The sequence below is a fragment of the Prauserella cavernicola genome (genome assembly GCF_016595675.1).
GTDB classification, from domain to species: domain Bacteria; phylum Actinomycetota; class Actinomycetes; order Mycobacteriales; family Pseudonocardiaceae; genus Prauserella_A; species Prauserella_A cavernicola.
Window position 1 is genome coordinate 874,824 of record NZ_JAENJH010000003.1, and the last position, 17,823, is coordinate 892,646.

The window sequence follows — 17,823 nt, forward strand, 5'->3', positions numbered from 1 at the left end:
GCATGAGCGCTATGACGTCGGTGATCGAGCGGCTGCGGGGAGAGACGCCCGTTTTCTCGGTGGAGTTCTTCCCGCCCCGCGACGAGGCCGACGAGGCGATCCTCTGGCGGGCGGTGCGTGAGCTGGAACAGCTCGACCCCGCGTACATGTCGATCACCTACGGCGCGGGCGGCTCGAGCCGCGACGGCACCATCCGCAGCATCGCGAGGGTCGCCACCGAGACCACCCTCGTGCCGATGGCGCACCTCACGGCCGTCGACCACTCCGTGGCCGAACTGCGCAACGTCATCGGCTGGTACGCCGCCGTCGGCGTGCGCAACATCCTCGCGCTGCGCGGCGACCCGCCCGGCGACCCCTACGGCGAGTGGATCCCGCACCCGCAGGGCCTGAACTACGCCGAGGAGCTCGTGGAACTCGTGCGCTCGCTCGGGGACTTCTGCGTCGGGGTGTCGGCGTTCCCGTACGGCCACCCGCGCTCCGGCGACCTGGACACCGACACCAAGTACCTGGTGCGCAAGTTCAACGCGGGCGCGGACTTCGGCATCGCCCAGCTGTTCTTCGAGGCCGAGGACTTCCTGCGGCTGCGCGACCGTGTCGCCGCCGCGGGCTGCGACAAGCTGATCATCCCCGGCATCATGCCGCTCACCACGCCGCGCACGCTGAACAAGACCATCGAGCTGTCCGGTGCGAACGCTCCGCGCTCGCTGCTCGACCGGCTCGAGCCGCTCGCCGGTGACGCGAAGGCGTTCCGCGCCGAGGGACTCGACGCCGTGACCGAGCTGTGCGAGCGGCTGCTCGCCGAGGGCGTGCCGTCGCTGCACTTCTACACGTTCAACCGGTCCAAGGCCACGCGTGAGCTGGTGGGCAGGCTCGGGCTGGTCCCCGCGCGCGCCTGAAACAGGTAGCGTTCCGCGCATGCCTGTGCACGAGATCTGCGACAAGTTCGTCGACGACTACGCCGCGGCCGACCCCGTCGCGGCGACGACGTTCGGCGTGGCGAGCTACGACGACCAGCTCACCGACTACTCACCGGAAGGGCACGCCGCCCGCGGCGCGCTCGCCAAGCGCGCCCTGCGAGAGGTCGAGGCCGCCGAACCGGCCGACGACGGCGAGCGCGTGGCCAAGGCCGTGTTCCTCGAACGCACCGGGCTCGAGGTGGAGATCCACGAGGCGGGCCTCGACGTGGCCTCGCTCAACGTGATCGCCAGCCCGATCCAGGACGTGCGGCAGGTGTTCGACCTGATGCCCAGCGAGTCCGCGGAGCACTGGGAGAACATCGCCGCGAGGATGGCGAAGGTCCCCGCCGCGCTCGACGGCGTGCGCTCCTCGCTGCTCACCGCCGTGGAGGCGGGCAACGCCCCCGCGCTGCGCCAGATCGGCAAGGTCGCCGAGCAGGCCGAGGTGTGGGCGGGACTGAGCGGCGACGCGGGCTTCTTCGTGACCATGGCCGAGGGCGCACCGGAGCTGCCCGAGACGCTGCGCGCCGAACTGGGCAGGGCCGCGAACACGGCGCAGGAAGCCTACGCCGAGCTCGCCGGGTTCCTGCGGGCCGAACTCGCGCCCCAGGCCCCGACCAAGGACGCCGTCGGCCAGGACGTGTACCGGTTGTGGTCGCGCTACTTCGTCGGCGCCGAACTGGACCTGCACGAGGCCTACGCGTGGGGCTGGGAGGAGTTCGCCCGCGTCGAGCGCGAGGCGCGCGAGGTGGCGGAACGCATCACGCCGGGCGGTTCGCTCGCCGACGCCGCACGGGCCCTCGACGAGGACCCCGCCTATCGCGTGCGCGGGCAGCGTGCCTTCGAGGAGTGGATGCAGGCGCTGTCCGACGACGCGCTGAACTCGTTGCGGGGCAAGCACTTCGACATCCCCGACGCGCTGATGGCGCTCGACTGCCGGATCGCGCCTCCCGGTGGCGGCGTCGGCGCCTACTACAGCGGGCCGAACGAGGACTTCTCCCGGCCGGGCACGATGTGGTGGTCGGTGCCGCAGGACCGCGAGGAGTTCTCCACCTGGCGCGAGGTCAGCACCATCTACCACGAGGGTGTGCCGGGACATCACCTGCAGATCGCGACGTCGGTGTACCAGTCCGCGACGCTGAACCGCTACCAGCGGCTGCTGGCGTTGACCTCGGGTCTCGCCGAGGGCTGGGCGCTGTACGCGGAGCGCCTGATGCAGGACCTCGGCTACCTCACCGACGACGGCAACCTGCTCGGCATGCTCGACGCGCACCTGTTCCGCGCCGCGCGCGTGGTGGTGGACATCGGCATGCACCTCGAGCTGGAGATCCCGTCGGGCACGGGCTTCCACGAGGGCGAGCGCTGGACTCCCGAACTGGGGCTGGAGTTCATGCTCACCAGGACGATCACCGACGCCGATCACGTGCGCGACGAGATCGACCGCTACCTCGGCTGGCCCGGCCAGGCGCCGTCGTACAAGCTCGGCGAGAAGCTGTGGCTCGAGGCCAGGGAGGACGTCCGCGCCAGGCAGGGCTCCGCCTTCGACCTGCGGGACTTCCACATGCGGGCACTGAGCATGGGCGGTATGGGTCTCGACACTCTGCGCGAGCAACTCGCCCGGCTCTGACCGCTGATCCCGGGGCACCGTCAGCGCGCGGCGCCCCGGGATTGTCGGTTCTGCGCGGCGGTCAGCGCGGCGCGGCGGCCTGTCCTCCCGGCTGCGCGTGGACGACGAGCCCGTGGCGGGTGCCCTCGCGGTCGGTCACCTTCGCGGTGCGCCAGCCGCGGGGCACGTCCCCGGCGAGCAGCCGGTCCCGCGTGCGTGGCGCCTGCCTGGCGTGCCGCGAGAACGACCAGCCGAGCAACACCCTGCCTCGCCTGCGCTGTCCCGCGAGCGCCTCCTCGACCGTGCAGTCGATCCAGAGCAGGTGCAGCGGCCTCGACGTGAGCGTGCCCAGCGCGACGAACGCGAACCGGGCGATCGCCCCCGTGGCGGGGTCGTGCACCACGACGGGTCCTCTGGTGCGGGCGGCGACGAGCACGAGGGTCAGCAGGTGCAGCACGTGGACCAGCGGCCGGTACCAGGAGTAGGGCGTTCCAGCCGGGAACAGCCCTCTGAGCCGGGCTCGTTGCTGGTCGGTGTCGAGCACGGTCGCTGAGGGGAAGCTCTCGATGTTGCGCAGCAGCGTGCTCTTGCCCGCTCCTGGTAACCCTGCGACAACGAGCAGGCAGCGGTGTTCGACGTCCATGCGAAGCCGGTCCGGCGGTCGGGTCATGCCTTCGCCAACGTCGGGGAGGGGCCAGGTCGTTCCGGAATTCCGGAACGTTCCCGGCGATCTGGGCGAACTCCCAGGTCAGTCTTCAAGAGGAAGCGCCCGGCCGAGGATCGCGAACGCGCGGGGGTCGCCCGCGAAGTAGTAGTCCCGCAACACGTCGGTGAAGCCGAGCCTGCGGTACAGCTTCCAGGCCCTGCTCGTGCCCTCGGGGGTGGAGAGCAGGACGTTGCGCTGCGGCACGCCGTCGACGAGGCCGCGCAGCAGGTCCTCACCGGTGCCCTTGCCCTGGCTCGCGGGCCGCACGTGGATCTCGGTGAGCTCGAAGTAGTCGCTCAGCCACGCGTCGGCGGCCTGGTCGCTCTCCCGGCCTGCCAGTCCCTTGCGCACCTGCTCGTGCCACCACTGGCCCGTGGTGCCCCGGTAGCCGTAGGCGAGCCCGACGAGGTGGTCGTCGGCGTCCAGCGCGGCCACGCAGCGCCAGCCCTCACGCAGCGCGTGGGTGAGCCACATGGGAGCGCGCTGCTCTGCGGTCCCCTGTGGGTAGTTCATCGCGGCGACGTAGAGGGCGAGCGCCTCGGGCAGCCTGGCCCTGAACTCGTCGCCGGTGAGTTCGGTGAGTTCGGTGTATCCGGTGGACATCCTGGTCATGACCGTACGTCCTGCCCCGTCACATCGGCGGCTCGGCCTCCGGTGACGGCGAGCAGGTCCTCGAACGTCGTCGGGTACACGGACTTGGGGTGTCCCGCGGCCGCCCACACCACGTCGTACTCGCGCAGTGCGGTGTCGACGAGCGTGATCAGCCTGCCCGGGTGCCCGACCGGTGCGACGCCGCCGATCGTCTGCCCGGTGTGCTCCTTGACGAAGGCCGGCTCGGCCTTGCCGACCTTCGTCGCACCGGCGAGCGCCGCCAGCGTGGCGGTGTCGGCGCGGTGCGCGCCCGAGGTCAGGGCGAGCAGGGGCGCGTCGGGTGCGTCGTCGAACGAGGCGCGGAACACGAGACTGTTGGCGATCGCGCCCACCTCGACGCCCAGTGCCTCGGCCGCCTGCGGTGCCGTTCGCACGTCGGCGGGCAGGATCACGATCCCGTTGGCCGCGGCGTCCTGGCCCGCTTCGGTGAGAGCGGTCGCGACCTTGGCGATCGCAGGATGGTCGAGGGTGCTCATACACGTATGAGATCACGGGAACGTGCTCAGGTGCGACGCAGCTCGCCACGCGACCACCCCACCTGGGCTTGAGCCACCGGCACCCGCGAGCTACTGTGGAGGAGTTCGAACATACGTTCGACATCCCGGTGGAGCGCTCTCCGGTCGGTCCCGGCGCGTGGGTGGGGGAAGCATCTGCGCGCCGGGGCCCTTGTCCGGCGCTTCATCTCGGTTCGAGAAAGGGAGGTGGGCCGTGTCCGTCACCCACGCGTCGCGGAGTGGCCCAGTGCCGCGCACGGGCTCGGAGCAGCCCGCGCTGCCGTTCGAGCTGCGACCGCCCGTCACCCCGGCGGCGATGTCCTTGCTCGCGCAGGCCAGGCACGGGCTCGCCGAGGCCGGTGCCGAGACCGATCCGGTCGGACGGTTCACCGGCTCGTACCTGTCCGCGCTGCGGGCCGCCGCTGCGATCCTCGCCGCACGCGGACGTCCGCACCGGGGCAGGGCGAAACCGGAGAGCGGGTGGACCCTGCTCGAGGGCACGGTGCCCGAGCTGCGGCAGTGGGCGGTGTTCTTCGCGGGACACTCGGCCAGGCACGCCGCGGCGCAGGCCGGTGTCACGCGGCGGATCACCGCCGAGCTCGCGGAGGAACTGCACGCACAGGCCGGTCAGTTCGTGGCGATCGCGGGCCGGGTGGTGCACGGGCACCCGGTCGAGTTCGAGCGCGTGCGTCAGTGCGGTGCCCGGCCGCTCGCGCACCGGCGACGGAGCAGGTGATGCCGGGGCAGGCGCTCATCGACCACGGCAGGCTGTTGCAGGCGATGGGCCACGAGGTCGAGCTGCTCGTCGAGGCGGCACGCGCGGTGCCGCACGACGTCCCGGTGCGGATGAGTCCGGGGTGGACGGTCGGTGAGGTGGTCCGGCACGTGGGCAGCGTGCACCGGGTGGTACTGGGCTGGCTGGCAGAGGGGCGGCGGCCCCGGGAGTGGCAACGCGACCCTGCTCCGGGGCAGTCCGTCGAGAGCTATCTGCGAGAGGGCTTCGTCGACCTTTCCGAGGTGCTGGAGTGGCACGATCCCGGTGAGCGTGCGGCCACCTGGTGGCCCGCCGACCCGACGTACGGGTTCTGGTGCCGCCGGATGGCGCACGAGACCACCATCCACCGCGTCGATGTCGAGGACGCCGCGGGATTTCCGCCGTCCGCGATCGACGACGACATCGCGCTGGACGGGGTGGACGAGGCGCTGGCGGTGTGGTTCGGCCACCGGCTCGCGATGCTCGGCCTCAGTGGGACCAGGGAGAGCTCGGTCGGGGTGCGCACCGGCGGCCACAGCTGGATCGCCAGGGCGGGGTCCGCCGAGACTGTCGCGTGGCGATGCTCCGACGCCGAGGCGCGTGGCGCGGGCGCGGTGGTCTCCGCCTCGCCGGTCGAGACGTACCTGTGGCTGTGGGGCAGGCAGCGGGTGGGCGCGGTGCGCGTCGAGGGCGACGAGGACGCGGCGGGACAGTTGTGGGCGCTGCTGCGGCTGGCGACGCGATGACGGGTTTGTGGGGAAGCAACATCCGTCCGCGTAGGCCACTAGATTGCGACCATGACCACTCGTCTCGCGCACGTCGTCGTCGACGCGCAGGAGCCGTCTCTCGTGGCGGAGTTCTGGGCCGGGTTGCTCGGCTGGGAGGTGGTACCCGGAGCCGGTGAGGGTGGTGTCGCGGGTGCCGTGACCGTGAGCGCGCCGGAGCCGGAGAACAGTCCGCTGTCGTTGGTCCTTGTGCCCGCTCCCGGGCACAAGGAAGCGAAGAACCGCATCCACTTGGACCTGGCCTCCGCCACCGTCGAACAGCAGCGGTCCATCGTGGACGAGGCGCGCGCTCGCGGTGCGTCGTCCGTCGACATCGGACAGAGCGATGACCTGCCGTGGGTGGTGCTCGCCGATCCCGAGGGCAACGAGTTCTGTGTGCTGGAGCCCCGGGCGGAGTACGCCGGCATCGGGGCGCTGGCGGCCGTCGTGGTCGACGTGACCGATCCGGAGGTGCTGGCACCGTTCTGGTCGGCGGCGTCGGGCTGGGACGTCGTCCGGCAGCAGGAGGACTTCGTGAGCCTGCGCGCGCCGGAGCAGGCGGGGCCGTGGCTGGAGTTGCTGCGTGTTCCCGGCTCGAAAAACACGGTCAACCGGTGGCGTCTCGATGTCGCGGTGTACGACACCGTGACGGGTGCCGGTATCGACGCTCCGGCGGAGGGCGAGGGAGACCTGGTGCTGGCGCATGAGGTGCGGCGCCTGTCGGAAGCGGGCGCCGTGCCGGTGACGCTGGCGGCCCCCGCGACCGGTGTCCGGTATCGGCTGCTCGCCGACCCGGACGGCAACGAGTTCGGGGTGCTCGCCCTGTCCACCGGCCCGGTGTGATCATGCGACGCCGCGCCGCCCGGGAGCGCGACGGTCGCGGCGCGCGTGTTGCGGTGGCGTTGCGAGACCGCCGCAACGCTGACCTGCGCGCAACACCTCCGCCGCCGGCCCGCAACGGGAAGCCGGGACGGTGAGGTCATGGACAGTCGTCGTGTTCGGGCCACCGCGCCTTCGGACCTACCCCGCCACTGGCTGGACGACGTGCCCGCGGGCGGTGCCCACGCGGCGACGTGGCGTCTGCGCGTCCGGATGGCCGACCGGCCGGGAACGCTGGCCAGGGTCGCGATCCGGCTCGCCGATCTCGAGTGCAACATCCTCGGACTGGCCGTGCTGCCGGTGCCGGGCGGCGTGCTCGACGAGATCGTGATCCGCCCGGCGACCGGACTGAGCAGGGCGCAGCTGGTGCGGGCCGTCGAGGAGGAGGACTGTGAGTGCCTCGGCGTCACCGATGCGGACGTGCGTGAGCTCGTCGACTCGTCGGCGGCCGGTCTCGCCGCGGCCGGACGAGTGGTGGCCGACCCGGACGCGCTCGCCGACGCGGTGCGCGACGTCCTCGCCGCGGACCTGGTCACCGTCGTCCCCTCGGCGGAGGCCAATCCCGCTCGCACCGAGGGAGGTCATCGGGCGACCTTCGCCACGGGTGAGGGGCAGGTGCTGGTCGCGCGGCGGTTGTGGGCGCCGTTTCTGCGTCAGGAGCTCGCCCGGGCCGAAGCTCTGCTCGGTCTGCTCGCGGCGGTCGAGGCCAATGTCTCCGGACCGACGATCGCGACGTGTGCCGACGGGGCCACCGTCGTGCTGCGCGAGGCACGACCCGCCGATGCCAGGGCCCTGTCGGCGTTGCACGGCAGATGCTCGACGCGGACGCTCTTCCGTCGCTACGGCATCGAGGAACGGACGGTGCCGCGCCCGCAGCTGCACCGGCTGCTGGTTCCACCACGCGGGATCAGCGTCGTCGCGGTCTGCGGCCGCGATGTCGTGGCGCTGGGCAGGCTGATCCCCGAGCCCGGTGGCGAGGTCGTGGACGCCGCCGAGGTGTCCGTGCTCGTCGAGGACGCCTGGCAGCGCAACGGACTCGGTACCGCGATGCTGCGCAGGCTGGCGGTACTGGCCGCCGCCCGCGGCCATCGCGAGCTCGTCGCCCGGTGTTCGGCCGAGAACGACGAGATCCGCAGGACGGCCCTGCGGGCGGGACTCTCGCCCGCGCCGGACCCCGGTGAGCAGGGCGTCCTGCGAATCGGTCTGCGACCGTAGGTCAGCAGGTGACGGACACGTCGGCGCTCGCGTCGAACGAGACGTGCACGTGGTCGTAGTGGTTCGCGGTCGCGCTGCCGCGGTCCTCCATCATCGACCAGCCGCTGCCGTCGTTGTACTGCTGCGACCAGATCACGTAGGAAACGCCGAATTCGTCCTGGTTGGCCAGAACGTACTCGGCCAGCTGGTCACCCGTTTCCGAGCCGACCATGAAATCGAGTGCGAGTCCGGAAGGATGATCACTCGCGCCGGAACGGCTGCCGATTCCGCCGACGGAATCAACAGCGAATTTCGTCAGAACGTGATTGCCCACTTGCGCAACGTGAGATTGCGTTCCTTCGAGTTCTGCTGAGCAGGACTCGGGCGGGGGCGGCGGGGGAGGCGGAGGCGGGGGAGGAGGTTCCTCGCTGGAGCTCTCGGTGGTGGTCGTGGTGGTCGACGTCGGGGGAGGCGTCGTGGTGGTGGTGGTCGTCGTGGGCGGTGGAGTGGTCGTGGTCGGGGAGGGCTTCACGATCCGGTGTTGCTGGGTGGGTCCCGCTGAGGCCGCGAGCGCCGCACCACCGTTGTGCGGCTCGTTGTTCCACGCTTCACTCGTGAACCACACGGTGCCTGCGAGCATGCCCGCTGCGGTGATCCCTAACGCGGTCGGTTTGGCCCAGGAGGTCGATCTTTTCGCACGATGTCGGCCGGCCATTTCTGTCCTCGAAGAATCGATTACGGGGAGAGCTCGGCCAGATTACGAACCGACAACGGCGAAAGTCACGAACGAGTGGCGATGGACACACAGGGTTGGACGCAACCTGGTTCGACCACGGTGACAGTTAGCCCGCCCGGCGGTACCGCGCGGCGCTGGACCAGACCTGGGACGTCTACACCGATTGCGGACGGTCAACAGCGGGTGCCGCTACGTCGCCGTAACGGAGGAACGGAGTTCAGCGATGGCTCAGCGCGACCAGAACCAGTCGCGCTGACGGGCTTCCCGCAGCGCCTGACGGCGCTGATCCTTGTCGAGCCGATCGAGATACAGCATCCCGTCGAGGTGGTCGGTCTCGTGCTGCAGGCACTGCGCCATCAGATCGTCGCCCTCGACCGTCACCGGCTCGTTGCGCACGTCCACGCCCCGGACCACGGCATAGGAGGCCCTCACCGTGGTGAACCACAGCTCCGGCACCGACAGGCACCCCTCGGTGAACTCCTGGGTCTCCTTCGAGAGCTCCACGATCTCCGGGTTGAGCACGTAACCGAGCTCGCCCTTGACGTTGTAGCTGAAGGCGCGCAGGCTCACGCCGATCTGCGGCGCGGCGAGACCCGCCCTGCCCGGCATCTCCACGGTCTCCAGCAGGTCGTCGACCAGAGCCCGCACCGACGCGTCGAACCGGGTCACCGGGTCGGCCTTCGTCTTCAGCACCGGGTCACCGAAATAGCGCAGGTCGCGCACGGCCATGGTCGAGGTCCTTTCGCAGTTCGCCGTGCAGCTTAGAAGTCCGGGTCAGGCACGCAGCCGTAGCCCCTTCGGCGTGGCGCGGAACCCGGCCTCGCGCAACACGTCGGCGAGCTTGGACGTCAGCGCCTGCTCGCCGTCGGCCCGCTGGACCTGCAACTGCCCCAGCCAGCCCTCCTTGACCGCCGTGGACAGGGCGTGGGCCGCCGAACGCAGTGTCGCGGCCTCCTCCGTGAAGGACAGCAGCGACCGGCCGCCGCGTTCCACGTACAACGCGGGCACGCCGTCGACCAGCACGGTCAGCGCCCCCGCCTTGCGAGCGGGCCGGTGCTTGGTCGATCCCAGCGGCGGCGGCCACGACAGCGCTGCACCGTAGGGCTGAGCCGGGTCGCTGGAGGCCAGCACCACCGCCCCCTGCGTCGCGCGCTGCCCACCGGTGTCGGACAGAGCACGCAGCCGGTCCACCGCGCCCCTGGCGGCGAACTGTGCCGCCCCGAGTCCTTCCACGACGTAGCCGCGAATGACCTGGCCGGAGTCCTCCATGCCACGCAACACCTTGTAGATCCCGGAGAACCCGCCCGTGACCCGCTCGGTGTCCAGCGCTCCGCGCGTGAGCACGCCGTGCCGTTCCAGGAACGACTCCGTGCGGGCGTGGGTCCTGCGCGTCGGGTCGCCCTCGCGCTCCGGGGTCAGCCCCCACCGGCCTGCCACGGTCGGAGGACCGGTGCGCGACGGCATCGCGGGCCGCCCCGCACGCAGCCGGGCGTAGCGGCCCCGCGGGGTCGCGCGGCGAGGCTTGTGGGCCGCCCCGCGTCCCGACACCTGCGCCCGCAGCGGTCCGAGCGTGTCTCCCGTGACCAGCCCCGCCCACACGAGATCCCACAGCGCCGCCACGACATCCCCGTCGTCGGGCGACTTGTCGACCTGCGTGCTCACCCGGTCGACGAGCTGCCGGAAGAACAACGCGCCGTGCTCCAAAGTGGACCCGATCGCCGTGTGCAACGGGCTCTCCGGCACCGTTTCCTCGACATCGGGCAGCAGCAGGTCCGCGACGTCGGCGGGAGCCAGTGCGATCCAGCCGTCCCCACCGGACAGCGCCCCGCAGCCACACCACATCACCTCACCGGCCGTGGTCAGTTCGTCCAGCAGCGCCGGGTAGTAGCCGGGCAGCCTGCTCGGCAGGATCAGCGACTCCAGCGCGCTCGCGGGCAACGGTGCCCCGGCCAGCTGCTCGACCACCGCCAGCACGTCGTCCGCCGTCGGCGCCGATCGCACGCGTCCCCCGATCCCGTGCCAGCCGGGCAGGAACCGGCCCAGCGCCGCCGGTTCCACCGGCTCCACCTCCGCGCGCAGCCGCGCGAGCGACGCGCGCCGGAGCCTGCGCAACACGGCGGCGTCGCAGTACTCGACGCCACCCTGCTCGTACGGCTGCGGTCGCAGCTCGCCCCTGACCAGCCGCCCCTCCGACGTCAGCCGGTCCAGCACTCCCGTGACCACCGCGGATCCCAGCCCGAACCGCTGCGCGGTCTGCGCCGCGGCGAACGGGCCCCGGCCGCGGGCGTAGCGGATCAGCAGGTCGCCCAGGGGATCGGCGACCGGCTCCGTGAACGCCTCGGGCACACCGATGGGCAACGCGACGCCGAGCGCGTCCCTGACCTTGCCCGCGTCCTCGATGGAGAGATAGCGCTCCTCGCCGGCGATCCGGACAAGGATCGCGCGTCGCCCGGCCACCAGCTCGTCCAGCCACTCGGGCCGCACACCTCGCTCGGCCGCCTCGTCGGTGGTGAGGTCGCCGAGGAACCGAAGCAGGTCGGCGGCGTCCTCCACGCCACGGGCCTGCCGGTCCTCGTCGAGCCGCTGCAGCGAGCGCTCCACCGACTCGACCACCTCGGCGTCCAGCAGCTCCCTGATCGCCTCGGTGCCGAGCAGTTCCGCGAGCAGCGTGGAATCCAGCGACAGCGCGGCGGCCCTGCGCTCCGCGAGCGGCGCGTCGGTCTCGTACAGGAACATCCCGACGTAGCCGAACAACAGACTCCGGGCGAACGGCGACGGCGACGGAGTCTCCACCTCGACGACCTTCACCTTGCGCGCCCGGACGTCGGACATCAGCTCGCGCAGGCCACTCACGTCGTAGACGTCCTGCAGACACTCCCGCATCGCCTCGAGCACCACGGGAAAGCGCTCGTACTTGGCGGCCACGCCGAGCAGCTGGGACGCCCGCTGCCGCTGCTGCCACAGCGGGGTGCGCCGCCGGGGGTCCCTGCGCGGCAGCAACAGCGACCGCGCGGCACACTCCCGGAAGCGTGCGGCGAACAGTGCCGAGCCGCCCACCTCGGTGACGATCAGCGACTCGACCTCTTCGGGGTCCACGAGCACGTCGTCGGCGCTCAGCAGGATCTCCGTGCCGTCGGAGTCCAGCGCCTCCGGCAGCCGCAGCACGATCCCGTCGTCGGAGTGCGCCACCTGCGCGTCGACCCCGCGGTTCTCGCGCAACCGCGCGGCGATCGCCAGCGCCCACGGAGCGTTGACCTGCGCGCCGAACGGGGAGTGCACCACCACGCGCCAGTCGCCGAGCTCGTCGCGAAAGCGCTCCAAGAGCATCGTCTTGTCACTGGGCACGTGCCGGGTCGCCTCGCGCTGCTCGCCGATGTAGGTGAGCAGGTTCGCGCTCGCCCGTTCGTCCAGCCCCGCGGCCGCCGACCGTTTGCGTGCAGTCTCGTCGTCCGATGTGGACAGCTCGCGCAGGAACCGGCCGAGCGCCCTGCCCAGTTCCAACGGCCTGCCCGGAGCGTCGCCCTTCCAGAACGGCATCCGCGCGGGTTCGCCCGGAGCGGGCACCACGATCACGCGGTCGTGGGTGATGTCGGTGATCCGCCACGACGACGTCCCCAGCAGGACGGTGTCGCCGACCCTGGACTCGTAGACCATCTCCTCGTCGAGCTCGCCCACCCGCGATCCGGGCCGATCACCCTCGCCCGGCGTCATCACCGTGAACAGCCCGCGGTCCGGGATGGTGCCGCCGGAGGTGACGGCGAGCCGTTGCGCGCCCGGCCTGCCGTGCAGCTCCCCGGTCACCCGGTCCCACGTGATCCGTGCCCGCAGCTCGCCGAACTCCTCGCTCGGGTAGCGGCCCGCGAGCATGTCGAGCACCGCGTGCAGTGCGTCGTCCGGCAGCGCCGCGAACGGCGCCGCCTTCCTGACCGTCGCGGCCACCTCCTCGACGGTCCTCGGTTCCAGCGCCACCATGGCCACGACCTGTTGCGCCAGCACGTCGAGCGGGTTGCGGGGATAGCGAATCGCCTCGATCGCCCCGCTCGTCATCCGCTCGGCCACCACCGCGCACGACACCAGATCGCCCCGGAACTTCGGGAACATGACGCCGCTGGACACCGCGCCGACGTGGTGGCCCGCCCTGCCGACGCGCTGCAGCCCCGAAGCGACCGTGGGCGGCGCCTCGATCTGCACCACCAGGTCCACCGCGCCCATGTCGATGCCGAGCTCCAGTGACGACGTGGCGACCACGCACGGCAGCTGACCCGACTTGAGCTCCTCCTCCACCCGGGTGCGCTGCTCGCGCGACATCGAGCCGTGGTGGGCCTTCGCGACCGTGGCCTCGACGCCCGTGGAGAGCCCCGACTCGCCGATGGCCTCCGCGGGGTAGCGCTGGCCCGGTTCCAGCTCCGTCTGCTCGGCGACGAGTTCGTTGAGCCGGGCCGTGAGCCGCTCGGCGAGCCGTCGCGAGTTGGCGAACACGATGGTGGAGCGGTGCTGCTGGATCAGCTCGAGCACGCGCTCCTCGACCGCGGGCCAGATCGACGGCCTGCGCACCGGCCCGCCCGCGAGCTCCTCCGGCGAGCCGGTACCGTCCTCCGACGGCAGGGCCAGTGGTTCCGGTTGCCGCGGCGCCGGCGCGTCGAGCTCGCCCATGTTCTCGACCGGCACCTCGACGCTGACCTCGATGGTCTTGGCCAGCTTGGGCTGGACCACCCGCACCGGCCTGCCGCCGGAAAGGAACGAGCTCACCTCGTCGACCGGCCGCACGGTGGCCGACAACCCGATCCGCTGGGCCGGTTTCGGCAGCAGGTCGTCGAGCCGTTCCAGGGACAGTGCGAGGTGGGCGCCGCGTTTGCCGCCCGCCACGGCGTGCACCTCGTCGACGATCACGGTCTCGACGCCGCGCAACGACTCGCGAGCCGACGACGTGAGGATCAGGAACAGCGACTCGGGCGTGGTCACCAGCACGTCGGGCGGGGTGCGCGCGAACGTGCGGCGTTCCGCGGCCGTGGTGTCACCGGTGCGCATCCCCACCGTGATGTCGGGGACCGCCAGCCCGAGCCTGCGCGAGGCCTGCGACATTCCCGCCAGTGGCGCGCGCAGGTTGCGCTGCACGTCCACCGCGAGCGCCTTCAGCGGAGAGACGTAGAGGACCCGGCACCGGTGTTTCGCGGCGTCGGGCGGGCCTTCGACGGCCAGCTGGTCCAGCGCCCACAGGAACGCGGCCAGCGTCTTGCCCGACCCGGTCGGTGCCACCACCAGGGAGTGTTCTCCCGCGTGCGCCGCTCGCCACGCCCCCTCCTGCGCGCTCGTGGGCGCGGCGAACGCCCCCGAGAACCAGTCCCTGGTCGCGGGGGAGAAGAGATCGAGTACGTCCTTGCCCACGTCCCCCATGATGCGCCGGGCCGCCGACAGTTCGCGCCGGACCCGTCCTGAGCAGCGAATTCGCCGGGTCTGTCCACGGCCGACGTGGCGGCGTGGGAACATCACCGCGACTTCTCGCGACATCGACCAGGGGAGAGCTGTGCGGATTCTGTCCGTGGATCTCGGTACGTCCAACACCGTCGCCGTCTTGTCCGCACACGGTCGCCCGCCCCGCGTCGTCGAGGTCGACGGCTCCGCCACCATGCCCTCCGCGGTCTTCGCGGAGGAGGACGGCACGCTCGTCGTCGGCCGCGACGCCGAACGCCGGGCCCGGCTGGACCCGACCAGGTTCGAACCCAACCCCAAGCGCAGGGTCGACGAGCAGACCCTGTTGCTCGGCACCGATGTCGTACCGGTCAACGAGGCGCTGGCCGCCGTGCTCAGGCGGGTGCTCGACGAGACGTCCCGCCAGCTCGGCGGTGAGCAGCCCGACGAGATCCGGCTGACGCACCCCGCCGAGTGGGGCCCGGTACGCCGCAACGTCCTGCTGTCGGCGGCCAGGCTCGCGGGCATGACCGGCTCCGTGTCGCTGGTGCCCGAGCCCGTCGCGGCCGCCGCGCACTTCGCGTCGTTCCCCGGCAAGGCACTCGGCCCCGGCCAGACCCTGGCCGTCTACGACCTGGGCGCGGGAACGTTCGACGTCGCCGTCGTCGGCGCGACCCAGAACGGCTATACGGTGCTCGCCGAAGACGGCCTTCCCGACCTCGGCGGCCTCGACGTCGACCAGGCGCTGCTGGTGCACGTCGGCCGCGAGGTCTCCCACCGCGACCCGCAGCACTGGCAACGGCTGCTGCGCCCGGAGTCCACCGCGGACCGGCGCACCCGCCGCGCGCTGCAGGAAGACGTGAAGGCGGCCAAGGAGGCGTTGTCGCGGTTGCCGCAGACCGAGGTGCCCATGCCGGAGCCGTTCGCCGACGTGCTGGTCACCAGGGCGGAGCTCGAGGCGCTCGTCCGGCCCGCGATGCTGCGCAGTGTCGAACTGCTGGCGAGGACGGTCCGCTCCGCCGGTCTGAGCCCCGACCGGCTCGTGGGCATCTACCTGGTCGGCGGGTCGAGCAGGCTCCCGCTGGTCGGTACGTTGCTCGCGGAGAAGCTCGGCGTGGTGCCGTCGAGCCTCGACCAGCCCGAGACCGCGGTGGCGCTCGGCGCCCACCACGTCGCCTCCGACGGCATCAGCATGCGCACCCAGAACGTCGACAACTCTGTCGCCGCCGCGCAGCCCATGGCCCCGGGCGCGACCGGGCCGCACCACCCGCCGCAGGTCGCCGCCATCCCCGGCGCCTACACCCCGCCCGGTGGATATCAGCAGCAGCCGGGCTACCCGACCAGCGGTCCGCAGCCCGCGCTGGGCGCCCAGCAACATCCCCAGTACGGCAACCAGCACGCTCCGCAGGCCAACTTCCCCTCCTACCCGACCTCGCAGCAGGGCAAGGGCAACCGCAAGAAGCTGCTCATCTGGGCCGCGATCTCGGCGGTCGTGCTGCTGGCCGCGGGTGGCGCTGTGCTGTTCTGGCCCGACTCGTCGGGCACGACCTACACGGCGGAGGAGTGCCGGGAGCCTGGCCAGACCGACGAGCAGGGCTTCACCGGCTGCCTCCGTCAGCTCGCTGGCGGCCTCGCCGACACCGCCCAGTGCGGGCCGGGGACCGGAACCGGACCCGCCGCGGCGGCCAACGAGGAGGAGCTCGGGGTGACGGTCACCTGCTCGGCTCCGGGCCTGGCCGGCGCGCAGGTCACGTACGTGCACGGCTCGTCGGGCGACGTGCTCAAGCAGTACACCGACGGGCTGCTGAGCCGCACGGGCGGCGGCGACCGCGTCGAGGCGGAGTGGGGCGGCAACGCGCTGGAGGGCAGCTACTCGGCCTCGGCGGGCCGCAACTCATCGGTGCTGGTGTTCACGGTCGACGACCGGCCGCTCACCGGTTTCATCTACCAGGTCAACGCCACCGGCGAGGGCGAGGCGAGCAAGCCGGGGACCATGGCCGACTACTTCGAGCAGAACGTGCAGCCCGGCGAGTAGCCGTCACTTCCGCCGATTGCGGCGGACGTTGATGAGCAGCACGACCAGTGTCGCGGTGACCGAGGCGATCGCGGCGAGAGTCAGCGCGGTCGACTCGAACCCGGAGAACGTCTGTGCGAGCTGCATGCCATCACGGTACGTGGTCGGTGCCTGGCTACGCTTGTCCCGATGCGAATCACGGTTTTTCGACGGCTGATGGCCGATGAGTTCGGTACGGCGCGCTCCGAGACGCTGGCCAAGGACCACGTGCTCAGTGGTCTCGGCGGGCGGACGGTGGACCAGGCGCTCGAGGCGGGCCTTCCGGTCAAGGAGATCTGGCAGCAGGTGTGCAACGAGTTCGAGGTGCCCGCGGAACGCCGGTGAACCGGCGGAGCGGAAAACCCTACCGGAGGGGTGTGTCACCTTCGACCTCGAACACGTGTTCGTCTATCGTGTTGTTCATATCGGGGTCGTCTGTCCACAGATTCGCGCCGGGACCGGGAACTGTCGGACCCCGCCCGTAACGTCGAGCCCAACAGATCACAACCGCGACAGCCAATGAGGTGGATTCCATGCCAGCAGCACCGGACAAGGGCAAGGCGCTCGATCTAGCCCTTGCCCAGATCGACAAGCAGTTCGGCAAGGGGTCGGTGATGCGCCTCGGAGAGGACACGCGTCCGCCGATCGAGGTCATCCCCACCGGTGCCATCGCGCTCGACATCGCGCTGGGCATCGGAGGTCTTCCTCGTGGCCGGGTCGTCGAGGTCTACGGCCCGGAGTCCTCGGGTAAGACGACCGTCGCCCTGCACGCCGTCGCCAACGCGCAGAAGGCCGGCGGCATCGCCGCGTTCATCGACGCGGAGCACGCGCTCGACCCGGAGTACGCCAAGGTGCTGGGCGTCGACACCGACGCGCTGCTGGTCTCGCAGCCGGACACAGGTGAGCAGGCGCTGGAGATCGCGGACATGCTGATCCGCTCCGGTGCGCTCGACATCCTCGTGATCGACTCGGTCGCCGCGCTCGTGCCCCGTGCCGAGATCGAGGGCGAGATGGGCGACTCGCACGTCGGTCTCCAGGCCCGCCTGATGAGCCAGGCGCTGCGGAAGATCACCGGTGCGCTGCACAACTCCGGCACCACGGCGATCTTCATCAACCAGCTGCGCGAGAAGGTCGGCGTCATGTTCGGCTCTCCCGAGACCACCACCGGTGGTAAGGCGCTGAAGTTCTACGCGTCGGTCCGCCTCGACGTCCGTCGTATCGAGACGCTGAAGGACGCCGGCGAGGCCGTCGGTAACCGCACCCGCGTGAAGGTCGTGAAGAACAAGGTCGCGCCGCCCTTCAAGCAGGCCGAGTTCGACATCCTCTACGGCCACGGTGTCTCGCGAGAGGGCTCGCTCATCGACATGGGCGTCGACCAGGGCATCGTGCGTAAGTCCGGCGCCTGGTACACGTACGAAGGCGACCAGCTCGGCCAGGGCAAGGAGAACGCGCGGAAGTTCCTGCGCGACAACCCCGACATCGCCAACGAGGTCGAGAAGCGGATCAAGGAGAAGCTCGGCATCGGTGCGCAGCTCGACGCCGAGGAAACCGCTCCGGCGCCGGTCGACTTCTAGGAGTCCTGCTGTTGAGTGAGCCGAGCTCCGGCGAGGCACGTCGGTCG

General features: G+C 71.2%; 16 protein-coding genes. 9 read left to right on the forward strand and 7 right to left on the reverse strand.

Going from position 1 to position 17,823, the window contains the following annotated elements:
• The first annotated feature begins 11 nt into the window (after positions 1 to 11).
• Positions 12 to 896 (forward strand): methylenetetrahydrofolate reductase, encoded by an 885-nt coding sequence (locus JHE00_RS17600; RefSeq protein WP_200319140.1) that lies wholly within the window; start codon positions 12 to 14, stop codon positions 894 to 896.
• Between the two features lie 19 nt (positions 897 to 915).
• A complete protein-coding gene (locus JHE00_RS17605; protein WP_200319142.1) occupies positions 916 to 2,583 on the forward strand; it encodes a DUF885 domain-containing protein in 1,668 nt (555 codons plus the stop codon).
• 61 nt (positions 2,584 to 2,644) lie between these two features.
• On the opposite strand, the gene JHE00_RS17610 is transcribed toward JHE00_RS17605, so the two are convergent.
• The 3 genes from JHE00_RS17610 to JHE00_RS17620 all read right to left on the reverse strand — a co-directional run bounded on the left by JHE00_RS17610 (position 2,645) and on the right by JHE00_RS17620 (position 4,395).
• Positions 2,645 to 3,232 (reverse strand): P-loop nucleotide/nucleoside kinase family protein, encoded by a 588-nt coding sequence (locus tag JHE00_RS17610; protein ID WP_200319144.1) that lies wholly within the window; start codon positions 3,230 to 3,232, stop codon positions 2,645 to 2,647.
• Positions 3,233 to 3,310: 78 nt separating this feature from the next.
• Entirely contained in the window at positions 3,311 to 3,880 is a 570-nt protein-coding gene (locus tag JHE00_RS17615) for a GNAT family N-acetyltransferase (RefSeq protein ID WP_200319147.1), read from the reverse strand.
• Entirely contained in the window at positions 3,877 to 4,395 is a 519-nt protein-coding gene (locus JHE00_RS17620) for a YbaK/EbsC family protein (protein WP_200319149.1), read from the reverse strand. The genes JHE00_RS17615 and JHE00_RS17620 overlap by 4 nt, the downstream gene beginning before the upstream one ends.
• Positions 4,396 to 4,660: 265 nt before the next feature.
• Here JHE00_RS17620 and JHE00_RS17625 point away from each other — a divergent pair, with 265 nt between their 5' ends.
• The 4 genes from JHE00_RS17625 to JHE00_RS17640 all read left to right on the forward strand — a co-directional run bounded on the left by JHE00_RS17625 (position 4,661) and on the right by JHE00_RS17640 (position 8,025).
• Entirely contained in the window at positions 4,661 to 5,149 is a 489-nt protein-coding gene (locus JHE00_RS17625) for an SAV_6107 family HEPN domain-containing protein (protein WP_307831974.1), read from the forward strand.
• Entirely contained in the window at positions 5,149 to 5,913 is a 765-nt protein-coding gene (locus JHE00_RS17630; protein WP_200319151.1) for a maleylpyruvate isomerase family mycothiol-dependent enzyme, read from the forward strand. Before JHE00_RS17625 ends, JHE00_RS17630 begins: the two co-directional genes overlap by 1 nt.
• A 51-nt stretch (positions 5,914 to 5,964) precedes the next feature.
• Positions 5,965 to 6,774, forward strand: a complete 810-nt coding sequence (locus JHE00_RS17635) for a VOC family protein (RefSeq protein WP_200319153.1) — start codon at positions 5,965 to 5,967, stop codon at positions 6,772 to 6,774.
• Between the two features lie 138 nt (positions 6,775 to 6,912).
• Positions 6,913 to 8,025 carry a GNAT family N-acetyltransferase gene (locus JHE00_RS17640; RefSeq protein WP_200319155.1) on the forward strand — a complete coding sequence of 371 codons (1,113 nt, stop codon included), beginning with the start codon at positions 6,913 to 6,915 and terminating at the stop codon, positions 8,023 to 8,025.
• A 1-nt stretch (position 8,026) separates the two neighbouring features.
• Here the strand turns inward: JHE00_RS17640 and JHE00_RS36255 are convergent, their stop codons facing one another.
• The 3 genes from JHE00_RS36255 to JHE00_RS17655 all read right to left on the reverse strand — a co-directional run bounded on the left by JHE00_RS36255 (position 8,027) and on the right by JHE00_RS17655 (position 14,134).
• Complete coding sequence (locus JHE00_RS36255) at positions 8,027 to 8,719, reverse strand: VldE C-terminal domain-containing protein (protein WP_200319157.1); 693 nt, start codon at positions 8,717 to 8,719, stop codon at positions 8,027 to 8,029.
• A 249-nt stretch (positions 8,720 to 8,968) separates the two neighbouring features.
• Positions 8,969 to 9,469, reverse strand: a complete 501-nt coding sequence (gene def / locus JHE00_RS17650; protein WP_200319159.1) for a peptide deformylase — start codon at positions 9,467 to 9,469, stop codon at positions 8,969 to 8,971.
• A gap of 45 nt (positions 9,470 to 9,514) precedes the next feature.
• Positions 9,515 to 14,134, reverse strand: a complete 4,620-nt coding sequence (locus tag JHE00_RS17655; RefSeq protein ID WP_200319387.1) for an ATP-dependent helicase — start codon at positions 14,132 to 14,134, stop codon at positions 9,515 to 9,517.
• A gap of 130 nt (positions 14,135 to 14,264) precedes the next feature.
• Here JHE00_RS17655 and JHE00_RS17660 point away from each other — a divergent pair, with 130 nt between their 5' ends.
• Complete coding sequence (locus JHE00_RS17660; RefSeq protein ID WP_200319161.1) at positions 14,265 to 16,184, forward strand: Hsp70 family protein; 1,920 nt, start codon at positions 14,265 to 14,267, stop codon at positions 16,182 to 16,184.
• A 3-nt stretch (positions 16,185 to 16,187) separates the two neighbouring features.
• Here JHE00_RS17660 and JHE00_RS35585 read toward each other — a convergent pair whose 3' ends face one another.
• Positions 16,188 to 16,310, reverse strand: a complete 123-nt coding sequence (locus tag JHE00_RS35585; RefSeq protein WP_268958294.1) for a hypothetical protein — start codon at positions 16,308 to 16,310, stop codon at positions 16,188 to 16,190.
• Between the two features lie 42 nt (positions 16,311 to 16,352).
• Between JHE00_RS35585 and JHE00_RS17665 the strand changes: the two genes are divergently transcribed.
• On the forward strand, positions 16,353 to 16,547 hold the full coding sequence (locus JHE00_RS17665) for a DUF3046 domain-containing protein (RefSeq protein WP_200319164.1): 195 nt from the start codon (positions 16,353 to 16,355) through the stop codon (positions 16,545 to 16,547).
• A gap of 188 nt (positions 16,548 to 16,735) precedes the next feature.
• Positions 16,736 to 17,776 (forward strand): recombinase RecA, encoded by a 1,041-nt coding sequence (gene recA / locus JHE00_RS17670; RefSeq protein ID WP_200319166.1) that lies wholly within the window; start codon positions 16,736 to 16,738, stop codon positions 17,774 to 17,776.
• The last annotated feature ends 47 nt before the right edge of the window (positions 17,777 to 17,823 follow it).